This window comes from Mesorhizobium sp. M4A.F.Ca.ET.090.04.2.1 (assembly GCF_003999085.1).
Taxonomy (GTDB): Bacteria; Pseudomonadota; Alphaproteobacteria; order Rhizobiales; family Rhizobiaceae; genus Mesorhizobium.
Map to the genome: position 1 here is coordinate 1 of NZ_RZOT01000246.1, position 8,538 is coordinate 8,538.

The 8,538-nt window shown below is 63.8% G+C and carries 9 protein-coding genes; 6 read left to right on the forward strand and 3 right to left on the reverse strand.

The features are described 5' to 3' along the window. Together EN781_RS18075 and EN781_RS18080 are read left to right on the forward strand one after the other, a co-directional pair. Window positions 1–1,142, forward strand: a 1,142-nt coding sequence (locus EN781_RS18075) for a sensor histidine kinase (RefSeq protein WP_145965542.1), incomplete at its 5' end; no start/stop codon positions are given. After that, complete coding sequence (locus EN781_RS18080; RefSeq protein ID WP_126055410.1) at window positions 1,139–1,786, forward strand: response regulator transcription factor; 648 nt, start codon at window positions 1,139–1,141, stop codon at window positions 1,784–1,786. The genes EN781_RS18075 and EN781_RS18080, both read left to right, overlap by 4 nt. Before the next feature lie 137 nt (window positions 1,787–1,923). Here the strand turns inward: EN781_RS18080 and EN781_RS18085 are convergent, their stop codons facing one another. The 3 genes from EN781_RS18085 to EN781_RS35980 form a co-directional block, all read right to left on the reverse strand. Next, complete coding sequence (locus tag EN781_RS18085) at window positions 1,924–2,460, reverse strand: hypothetical protein (protein ID WP_245492608.1); 537 nt, start codon at window positions 2,458–2,460, stop codon at window positions 1,924–1,926. 463 nt (window positions 2,461–2,923) lie between these two features. Beyond that, window positions 2,924–3,418 (reverse strand): hypothetical protein, encoded by a 495-nt coding sequence (locus EN781_RS34405; protein WP_126055411.1) that lies wholly within the window; start codon window positions 3,416–3,418, stop codon window positions 2,924–2,926. Between the two features lie 540 nt (window positions 3,419–3,958). Next, window positions 3,959–4,525 carry a low affinity iron permease family protein gene (locus EN781_RS35980; RefSeq protein ID WP_348627250.1) on the reverse strand — a complete coding sequence of 189 codons (567 nt, stop codon included), beginning with the start codon at window positions 4,523–4,525 and terminating at the stop codon, window positions 3,959–3,961. A gap of 149 nt (window positions 4,526–4,674) precedes the next feature. Between EN781_RS35980 and EN781_RS18105 the strand changes: the two genes are divergently transcribed. The 4 genes from EN781_RS18105 to EN781_RS18120 all read left to right on the forward strand — a co-directional run. Further along, the gene (locus tag EN781_RS18105; protein ID WP_127400202.1) at window positions 4,675–5,676 is read left to right on the forward strand and encodes a YihY/virulence factor BrkB family protein; all 1,002 of its coding nucleotides are present in this window, start codon (window positions 4,675–4,677) and stop codon (window positions 5,674–5,676) included. Between the two features lie 182 nt (window positions 5,677–5,858). Next, the gene (locus EN781_RS18110) at window positions 5,859–6,317 is read left to right on the forward strand and encodes a hypothetical protein (protein WP_126055413.1); all 459 of its coding nucleotides are present in this window, start codon (window positions 5,859–5,861) and stop codon (window positions 6,315–6,317) included. Then, window positions 6,317–7,486: an acyltransferase gene (locus EN781_RS18115; protein ID WP_126055414.1), complete on the forward strand. Its 1,170-nt coding sequence runs from the start codon at window positions 6,317–6,319 to the stop codon at window positions 7,484–7,486. The genes EN781_RS18110 and EN781_RS18115 overlap by 1 nt, the downstream gene beginning before the upstream one ends. Then, window positions 7,483–8,538: glycosyltransferase (locus EN781_RS18120; RefSeq protein ID WP_127400201.1), on the forward strand; the 1,056-nt coding region annotated here is incomplete at its 3' end. The genes EN781_RS18115 and EN781_RS18120, both read left to right, overlap by 4 nt.

Below are 8,538 nucleotides of genomic sequence, written 5' to 3' on the forward strand. Positions count from 1 at the left end.
ACGAAACGCTTGGCCAGGGCGCGCTCGGCAACCGGCTTGTCTCGTTCAAGCTGTGGCGGCGCGACGGCACCATCCTCTACGCCAAGGACCCGACGCTGATCGGCAAGACGTTCGAGCCGAACCCACACCTCATCGCCGCTTTCGCGGGCAATGTCGTGGCCGAGTACAACGACGTCTCAGACGATGTCGAAAACAGGGGCAACAAGACTTTCGCGCAGCCGCTGTTCGAGATCTACAATCCGGTGCGCGAGCCCTGGTCGGGCGAAGTCGTCGCCGTGTCGGAATTCTACGAGGTTGCCGACGAATTCCAGGCGACGCTGCGGGCAGCACTTTGGTCGAGCTGGCTGGTGGTGGCGGGCGCCACGGCGGCGGCGCTGACGCTGTTGTCCGGCATCGTCTTTCGCGGCAGCCGCACCATCGAGACGCAACGCGCCGCGCTCGAGGCCAAGATCGCGGAATTGCAGACGGCGCTGTCGCAGAACTCGTCGCTGCGTCAGCGCGTGCAGCGCGCCTCGCGCCGCGCCACCGCCATCAACGAACGCTATCTCAGGCGCATCGGCGCCGACCTGCATGACGGGCCGGCGCAGCTTGTCGCGCTCGCCGCGCTGAGGATGGACAGCCCGATCCTGCTTGATCCCGCCGCCTCGAGCGAGTTGCGCGAGGCCGAGATTTCGGGCATCCACAAGACTCTCGGCGAGGCGATGCGCGAGATCCGCGGCATCTGCAACGGCCTGGTGCTGCCGCAGATCGAAACACAGGCCGTACCCGACATATTGCGGCTTGCGGTGAAGGAACACGAACGCCGCACAAGCAGCAGGGTGGCGCTGACACTTCCTGCCCGCTTGCCTGAACTCGGCACTTCCGAGAAGATCAGCATCTACCGTTTCGTCCAGGAAGGGCTGAACAATGCCTGGCGGCACGGAAAGGGCAAGGATCAGGCGGTGCGGGCCAGCATGAAAGGCGGCAGGCTGATGGTCGAAGTGATGGACGGCGGACCCGGCTTCGATCCGGGCAAGAGCGAAGGGCTCGGGCTTGCGGGCTTGCGGGAACGAATCGAGAGTATCGGCGGGCAGTTCGAGACGCTGTCCGGGCCGCAAGGCACGCGATTGGTGATTACATTGTCTGTCGAGGAGCAGCCGTGACCGGAACCATCCGCATCGCCATTGTCGACGACCATCCCCTGTTTCGCGAGGGTGTCGCGCGCAGCCTGGGCGAAATCGGCGGCTTCGCCGTTGTTGGCGAAGGCGCCAGCGCCGAGGACGCCGAAAGGCTGGTCCAGACGGTTGCGCCCGATGTCCTTCTGCTCGACATCAGCATGCCTGGTGGGGGGCTCAACGCCGCGGCCACCATCCTGTCCGGCCACCCCGGCCAGAAGATCGTCATGCTGACCGTGTCGGAGACCAATGCCGACGTCGCCCAGGCGCTCAACACCGGCGTGCGCGGCTATGTGCTGAAGGGCGTCGGCTCCAAGACGCTGGCCGAGATCCTCAGCGACGTCGCCGCCGGCCAGAGCTATGTCTCGCCAACGCTGTCGGCGAGACTGCTGTCGGACCTCTTGCAGCCGGCGAGTCGCAAGCCCGATCCGCTCAGCCAGCTCACCGGCCGCGAGGCCGAGATCCTGCGGCTGGTGGCGGAGGGCCTCAGCAACAAGGAGGTCGCCGCCAGGCTTTCGCTGCAGGAGAAGACGGTCAAGCATCACATGACCAGGGTGCTGGCCAAGCTCAACGTGCGCAATCGCACGGAGGCGGCGCTGCTGATGCACGAGGCGAAGGAAAGAGGGCAGTAGGGGAATAAGGCAGTAGGGAACAGGAAATTGTAAAGGCCATGGAGCACACGGCTCCGACTGCCCTACTGCCTCAAAAAATCACCCCCGTCCTGAGGGCGGGGGTGGGTGAGGCACAGAGAGGGGGTAGTTCCCTGCCCTCACAAGGCCAAGAGGCGCGCCAGATCCTCAGGCGTCGCCTTGCGCTCGATGATGGTTCGGCCAAAGGCATCCTCCATCTCGAAGCGGCCGTTCTGGATCTCTTCCTTCATTCCGTCGGGATGGATGACCTTGATAGTGCTGCCATTGATCTCGACCTTGTCTCCGGTCGCCGCGTTGACGTGGCTGTTATGATTGGCGCTGTTGCCGCGGTTTCCGTTATTGTTGCCTGAATTGTTACCGCTGTTGTTGCTGTTGCTGCCGCCGGAGCTTGAATTGCCCCCACTGTTGCCATTGCCGCCGCCGCCGTTCCCGTTGCCGCCGCCGCCATTGCCGCCATTGCCATTCCCGCCGTCGGCATAAGCCAAGGCGGGAACGATCGTGGCGGCGCCGTAGAGCTTGACGTGGCAAGGCGCGATCGTCAGCGCCAGCGCCGTCGAGATCAACAGGGCAAGTCGGCTCAGCCGGTTCAAGGACAGTTTTGGCACCCTTCTCTCCCCGCCGGTCTTCTGCGCGGTCTGACAGACCGCGGCCGGCACGATTGAGAAGCAAAGAATCCATGCAAGCGCACGCGCACGAAAGCGGCCCACGACCCATGCCTTGCCGGTTCAGACCTTTTTTGCCGCCTATGCCGGACCTATGTCGCACGGTCGGCGCAATGCCGCCAGGCGCGACAGCGGCAACCGCAAACCGGGGCCGGTTGACGGCGCGTTAACCAAGTCTCTTGGAAAGCGGGGCGCAATTCTCTAGAACTATAGCGCGTGAAAAACACAGGACCGCGCCAACGAACCGCGATGCGCCAAGGGTCGCCCGGCAGAAATGCAAGGCGGACCCCAAAAAAATACCCCCGCCAGTAGGCGGGGGCAAGGTGAGCACGGAAGTCCTGTCAACCGATGATCAAGAACCGAAGAGACGAAGCAAAAGGTGGCAACCTGATTTTGCAGCGCTGACCTTCGGTCCCGAAAAGATCACTCCAGATAGAACCTCGCTCTCACAAACCATTCAAAAACTATTCAGTCGCGCCACATCGGCCGCGGTTGCCGCTCTTTCGACGATGGTGCGCCCAAGCGCGTCCTCCATCCTGAAGCGGCCGTTTTCGATTTCTTCCTTCATACCGTTAGGGTGCGTGACCCTGATGTTCTTGCCGTCGATTTCGACCTTGTCGCCGGTTACGGCGTTTACATGATCGACAGAAGCATCGCCGGCCTTGCCTTTACTGTTTCCCTTGCCGTTGCCGCCGGCGTTGCTGTTGCCGCTGTTTCCGTTCCCGCTATTGCCGCCGCTGTTTCCGTTCCCGCCGCCGCTATTACCGCCGCCGTTTCCGTTCCCGCCACCATTGCCGCCGCCGTTTCCGTTCCCGCCGCCGCCCTTGCCGGCATAGGCCTTGTTGGTGGCGACACCATCGACCGAGAGGTGAAAGGGTGCAAAAATCAGCGCCAGCGCGGCGAAAACGCGCAAGACAAGCCAGCCCAGTTGGCCCATGCGCGGTACGCGCATCCCACTCTCCCCTTGCCGGTCAACCGGCGCGACAGCTAGCCGAAAACCCCAACGGCATTGTCGATGAGAAAGCATTTCACAAATCGCGGGGCTTCGCGAAAGTGGCCCACGACCCTTGTCTTGCCTCTTCGGACTTTTTGCTTGTCTGATATCAGACTTAGGTCTTAGTTCAACCTCAAGATGTAGTCCTTGCACAAGGCCTCGCAAGGCGGATTCCGGGACAGAGACGGCAAAACCGGCGCCGCCATTTCGTGCTGGCGACGCCGCCCTTGGGAGCAGGCACCCCACGGCCGGCCGCGAACCGGCAGAATCGCGGAATCGCGTTCGACAAGTGGCTGGAAGCCATGAGGGCAATGGGGCAGCCGAGCATGTTGCCCGGTGGCATGTTCTGGCTCCGCCGTTGGCTGATGGGCAAGCGCGCAAATCGGCCTGCGCGCGACGGAAGGTGACGAGAACTATGACGGCCAGCAGCAATTTCTCCGGACGCCCGCCGCGCTGGCGAAAGACCGGCGGCTTTCAGGCATGGCCGTGCACGCGCCGCTAGGCTGTGCCCGACCTGCTTTTGGCGGTGCGGCCTGCCCTTTTCTCGATGCTTTCGAGCTCGGCGGTGATCTCTTCCCGCGAGCCGTGCTCAAGACCGACAACGTCGTTTCTCGCGGCATCCAGCGCCACGATGATTTCGTTGAGCTTGGCCTGTATGGCCGAGGTGTCGCGATAGTTCTGGATCAGCACCACTCCCGTCAAGGCAATGGCGGAAATCGACAGGATGTAGGTCCCGACCGTCGAACTCGCCACGAGCGCGCATAAAAGCGCGGCGGCCAACATGACATAGAACCCCGGCGGCTTCGAAAAGAACTCCGCAAGAAAGTAAAGCGGCCGGTCCATGGCGCGTCTCCCATTGTTGCCTTCAATGCCCCAATGGCGGTTCGGTTGCCTCGGGAACAAAACGAAAGGCGGCAGATTAACGCTCAGGCCGGCGTGCCAAGGAGATCTGCCATGGGCCTTTTCGGAAATACTTTTCCTGGCCTGATCGGAAAGCAGCCGCCGGCCGGGAAGAGCGGCGAAATGCGCAATGCGACCGGTGCCGGCCCGGCGATCGCCGCGCATTCCAAGGACGCCAAGACATTCCAAGGACGCCAAGACAAGGGCGGCCGCTGGTCAGAACCGCGCCGCCGCGCGCAAGGCGAAGACCGGGAGCTGGCTGCCTTGACGACGTGGCGGGAGCGGTGGCCGGTACGCGGGACATCGAGGCGTTGATGGCGATGATCTGGGCCTTGTTGAAAGAGAGCGCCACCGGCTTCGTCAACGACAATGCCTTGAGCCGGGGGGCAGCTCTCGCCTTCTATGCCGCAACCTCGCTGGCGCCCATCCTGCTGATCGTGGTGGCAATCTCCGGGATCGTGGTCGGGCACCAGGCGGCGGAACTTGCACTGTCGGCGCAGATCTCCGGACTGATGGGCGCGCAGAGCGCGGAGCTATTCCGCGCCACGCTGGAGTCGGCGTCGAACCAGACAAGCGGAACATGGGCCGCCATAGTCGGACTGGTCACGCTGCTCGCCACCGCATCCGGGGTTTTCGGCGAGATGCAGCTCGCGCTCAACACCATCTGGAAAGTCGAGCCAACCGACACGTCCCTGTCGAGAATCGTGCGGGCACGCGCCGCAAGCCTCGGGCTGGTGGCCGCGTTGGGCTTTCTTTTGCTGGTCTCCTTGATCGCCAGCGCGGCGATCTCGGCGTTGGCTGCGACGCTGAATGCGTATCTGCCGTTTGGCGAGGCGATAGCCAGCGTGCTGAACACGATCCTGTCGTTCGTTCTGACGGCGGTGCTGTTCGCCGCCATCTACAAGCTTTTGCCGGATCGGTCGCTGGCGTGGCGCGATGTCGGCCTTGGCGCGCTGGTGACGGCGGCGCTTTTCACCGTCGGTAAATCTGCGATCGGCTGGTATCTGGGCGCCAGCACGATCGCCTCATCCTACGGCGCCGCCGGCGGCCTGATCGTCACGCTGCTGTGGGTCTATTATTCTTCGCAGATCTTCCTCTTCGGCGCCGAGTTGACGCGCGCCTATTCAATCCGCCGCGGGTCGAGGCCGGACATGGGTCCCGTCGTGGCGCAGGACGCTGCCGCGAACAAGGCCGTCACGGCCGCCGAAACCGAGCCACAATCGCGAGGCGTCACCTGGGTCTCGATCCTGGTCGCGACCTGCGCCGGCTCAATCCTTGCGCTCATGCTCGCTCGGGAGCGCCGCGCGGATCCATGACCGCGCCGCCAAATACTGTCTCATTGCGAATGGCGTGCTGAAGGAGGCGACCGTCGCCACGCCTCCGGTCCGCGCGACAACATATGTTATAGCTCGATCGGCGGGATGCTCGTAACTTCGGCTCGCTTTGCATGTCTGGGCGAGCTCGGCGAAGAGGCGGCTCGGCCGAAGGTCGGGAATGCGTGGAAACCCAGGCCTATCCCGCCATCTCCCACCATATCTTGCTGCACCGCACAATGTCGCACTGCCCTGAGTCATTCGCCCAAGGTCAATCATCCGGAGATTTTCATCAAATATCAAACAAGCACTCGCGAAAGTTGCGCGCCTCTTACCCAGAACACAACCTGATGAATACTTTTAGACCAACAGAACAAGCGTCGGATTTCTTGCACGACACCCCGACGCACTGGGGCGCAATTGGCAAAAATGGCGAAAACTGGGCGAATTTGCGCCTTTTGTCGGCGCCGCGATCACGATTTTATTTCAAGACGGTAAACATTTTGTGTTGCGGCGCAGCATTCCATGCTACATTCGTTAGCTATTGCGAATATGCCGTGGAGGAGATGAGCAGTTTGGGCCTTCTGCTGACCGGCATCGATATCAATCCAGCCTCAGCGGAAGACGCCGGCGGACGCGGCTGATGGCAAACGCCCGCGACATACAGCTCGATGCGCTGCGCGCCGTCGCGGTGACGATGGTGCTCTATGCCCACTTCCTGGCGCCCGGCGGGGCTTCTTTTGTCGGCCATCTCGGCGTCAGGCTGTTCTTCGTGCTGTCCGGCTTCCTGATCACGCGGCTGCTCATCGACGCGCGCGACGCCGCCGCGTACGAGGCGGGGCCGGCGCTGCGGGCCTTCTACATCCGGCGCATGCTCAGGATCTTCCCGCCCTATTTCGCGGTGCTGGGCCTGGTCTGGCTGACCGACCTCGAACATTCCCGGGGCTCGCTTATCTGGCACGCGCTCTATCTCTCCAATTTCTGGTACGCGCTGCGCAACGAGTGGACGCCCTGGCTGCTCTGCCATTTCTGGAGCCTCAGCATCGAGGAGCAATTCTATCTCGCCTGGCCGCTGATCGTGCTTCTGGCGCCGCGCCGGCGCATCGAGGCGATCGTCACTGGCGTGATCTTGTTGTCGCTCGCCTACCGCTTCTACTGGCCGGTGACCGCCGTGCCGACACTTGCCCGCGATCTGCTGCCGCCAGCCTCGATGGACGCGCTGGCCTGCGGCGCGCTGCTTGCGGCGCGCCGCGCCAGGGGCGCTGACCTGCCGCGCTGGATGCAGCTCGGCTGGCCGGTTTTCGCAACCCTGTTCCTGGCGATCCAGTGGTTCGTCCCGGCGCCGGCAAACCCGATGCTGGAATGGGCGCACTGGCTGCTGCTGCAGGTGCTGCCGCTGGTGCCACTGGTGGTTCTGGTCACGGCCTTCTCGCGAGGCGTCGGCGGCTTCATCGGCAAGCTCGCGGAATTGCCACCCGCGCTTGCCCTTGGCCGCATCAGCTACGGCATCTATCTCTACCACCCGATCCTGCTGGCCTATGCCGTCAAGGCGCAGCCGTGGATTCCGCTCAACGTCTCCGAACAGGGGCCGGGCCGTTTCCTGGTCGCGGGCGCGGCCACCATCATTGTCGCCGCAGTTTCCTGGACGGTTTTCGAAAAACCGCTCAACGGCTTCAAGCGTCACTTTCCCTACGTCGCGCGCCGCGCTCACCCGCGCAGCGCGGGCGACACTGGCCGGTTGACCTTTCCCGGCGTGTCGCCCGATCATCGCGCGGCAGGGCTCGACCTGTCGCGCACGGAGGCACGCCGATGACCGCCGCGCCGCTCGTTTCCGTGCTTTTGCCCGTCTACAATGCCGGGCCCTATATCGCCGCCGCGATCGGCTCGATCCTGCGCCAGGACTACGATCGCCTCGAGGTGATCGCGATCGATGACGGGTCGAGCGACAACTCGCTGGAAATCCTCGAGCGCCACCGCAAGGCCGACAGCCGCGTCAGGCTCGTCTCGCGCGAAAACCGCGGCCTCGTCGCCACGCTGAATGAAGGGCTGCAGCTCGCCCGGGGCGAACTGGTCGCCCGTATGGACGCCGACGACTTCGCCTATCCGTGGCGCCTGTCGCGCCAGGTGGCACTGTTTGCCGAACGGCCGGAGCTCGGCTTCTGCGGCGCCGGCATAGACATGCTGCAGCACGGCCGCATCAAGAGCGGCTCGCTCGATCCGGTGTTCAAGGTCGGCCGCATCCCGATCCTGTCGCAGTTCTTCACCATCTTCATGCACCCCACCGTGGTCTACAATCGCCAGGTCATCGGCGACGACAGCCTGCACTACGATCCGCAATACAGGCATGCCGAGGATTTCGACCTCTTCCGGCGCCTCGCCGCCCGCTACCCGGCGGCGATGATGCCGGAGAACCTGCTTGTCTACCGCATCCATCCGGGCAGCGTGACCAGCCGGCATTGCGAGGAGATGCGCCGCACGCATCTCAGGATCGTGGCCGAGAATCTCGAGGGCGAGGGCCTGGCGCAGGCGACGCAGGACCTGCGCGCCATCGGCGAGAACGTTTCGTTCGACACGGTCGCCCGCGCGGCCCAATTCATCGTTGCGCTGGAGGAGCGGATCGCCTCACTGCCCGACGAGACACGGCCAAGCTTCGCCGCCGGCGCGCTCAACCTTTTCTATTTCCTCTACCAGCTCGTCGGCGACGAGAAGAGGCCGCCGCTGACGCGTGAGCTGCTGACGCGGACGGCGAAATGGGACGCCATCCGCCGCCGAGAGAAATACGCGCTTGGCCCCGGCAACTGGGCTCCCTGGCTCAGCCTCGCCTCGATCACCGCCAGCAAGAAGGCCGACCGGCTGGCCTATCAT

Coding starts and splice junctions, on each gene's coding strand:
- EN781_RS18115 (WP_126055414.1), top strand. CDS start 6,317: ATGGCAAACGCCCGCGACATACAGCTCGATGCGCTGCGCGCCGTCGCG.
- EN781_RS35980 (WP_348627250.1), bottom strand. CDS start 4,525: ATGCGCGGCGATCGCCGGGCCGGCACCGGTCGCATTGCGCATTTCGCC.
- EN781_RS18105 (WP_127400202.1), top strand. CDS start 4,675: ATGGCGATGATCTGGGCCTTGTTGAAAGAGAGCGCCACCGGCTTCGTC.
- EN781_RS34405 (WP_126055411.1), bottom strand. CDS start 3,418: ATGCGCGTACCGCGCATGGGCCAACTGGGCTGGCTTGTCTTGCGCGTT.